Below are 1,394 nucleotides of genomic sequence, written 5' to 3'. Positions count from 1 at the left end.
CCCGTAGCCCGATGTGATGGACACCTCCCCCTTACGGCATCAAAGTGCCAGACTGAGGTGTACCTACAGTTAACTGGAGGAGGTGTCCATCATGAATATTAAACGTATTGGTCTCGACCTGGCAAAAAATGTCTTCCAGATACATGCCGTGGATCACCGTGAGCATGTTGTCCTTCGTAAAACCCTGCGCCGTGACCGCATGGCGGCCTTTTTCACCCAACTCTCACCGTGCCTTATCGGTATTGAAGCCTGTGGCTCTGCCCACTACTGGGCCCGGGAGCTGACCCGTATGGGGCATACCGTACGCATTATCCAGCCCCGGCTGGTTAAGCCTTATCTTAAAGGCCAGAAGAATGATGCCAACGATGCCGAAGCTATCTGCGAGGCTGTCAGCCGCCCCGGGATGCGCTTCGTGGCGATCAGAACGGAAAGGCAGCAGACGCTGCAGGCGGAGCACCGCGTCCGGGCCAGACTCATCCGTGCCCGGACAGCCCTGAGCAATGAGATACGGGGTCTGCTGGGGGAGTTCGGTGTGGTGTTGCCAGCGGGAATAGCGCAACTGCGTAAGGCGCTACCGGAGATAGTGTCGCAGCAGGTGCAGTGGGATGAGTGTTTTATTCGTCTGCTGTGCGAACTGTCAGAAGAGCTGCAGGGACTGGATGAGCGTGTCGCCCGCCACGACAGGCGGCTTCAGCAGTCAGCACGGGATGATATCCGGATAAAAAGACTGCTGGCGATAGAGGGGATGGGTCCGGTGGTGGCCAGTGCCCTGGTGGCTGCAGTGGGTGATGGCAGACAGTTCAGGAGCGGCCGGGAAATGGCGGCTTATCTGGGGCTGGTTCCGCGGCAGCACTCAAGCGGAGGAAAGGCGCGACTGGGCCATATCAGCAAGCGGGGGGACCGCTACGTGCGGACGCTGCTAATCCATGGAGCGCGGGCAGTGCTGAATGCGTGTCAGAATAAAACTGACAGGCGCAGCCAGTGGTTGCAGGGGGTGTCGGAGAGACGAAACCGGAACATCGCGACGGTGGCGCTGGCGAACAAGAATGCCCGTATAGCATGGGCGCTGCTGAGTCGTGAAGAGGATTACCATGGGATACAGGTCACCGGTTAACCGGTGACCTGTATCCCATGCGTTAAAAGAGCAATAACCTGCCGTAAGGTTGCAGCCAGAGAAGCGAGATGAGTAACAGGTAAGACCAGCATCAGTCACTCCGGCCTGGCCGAAGGCTCCCTGATAAGCAAAGCCGCTAGCCCGAATGGAAACAGATGCGCAGATAACATCATGGCCCGGATACGACGGTATCGTAAGAGAGGCCGGATATACGAACGCAACTTACCCCGTTACACAAAATGCAGAGATGGCTTGCATAACGGGAGGTGTCCATATACGG

General features: G+C 57.6%; 1 protein-coding gene. It reads left to right on the top strand.

Annotated features, from left to right (window positions below; genetic code table 11):
* Positions 1–91 precede the first annotated feature (91 nt).
* The gene (locus ABLV75_RS02835) at positions 92–1,114 is read left to right on the top strand and encodes an IS110 family transposase (RefSeq protein ID WP_053064371.1); all 1,023 of its coding nucleotides are present in this window, start codon (positions 92–94) and stop codon (positions 1,112–1,114) included.
* Positions 1,115–1,394: the final 280 nt, after the last annotated feature.

The sequence above is a fragment of the Klebsiella sp. CN_Kp066 genome, assembly GCF_040065135.1.
Taxonomy (GTDB): Bacteria; Pseudomonadota; Gammaproteobacteria; order Enterobacterales; family Enterobacteriaceae; genus Klebsiella; species Klebsiella oxytoca.
This window is presented reverse-complemented; position numbering and strand designations above follow the sequence as displayed.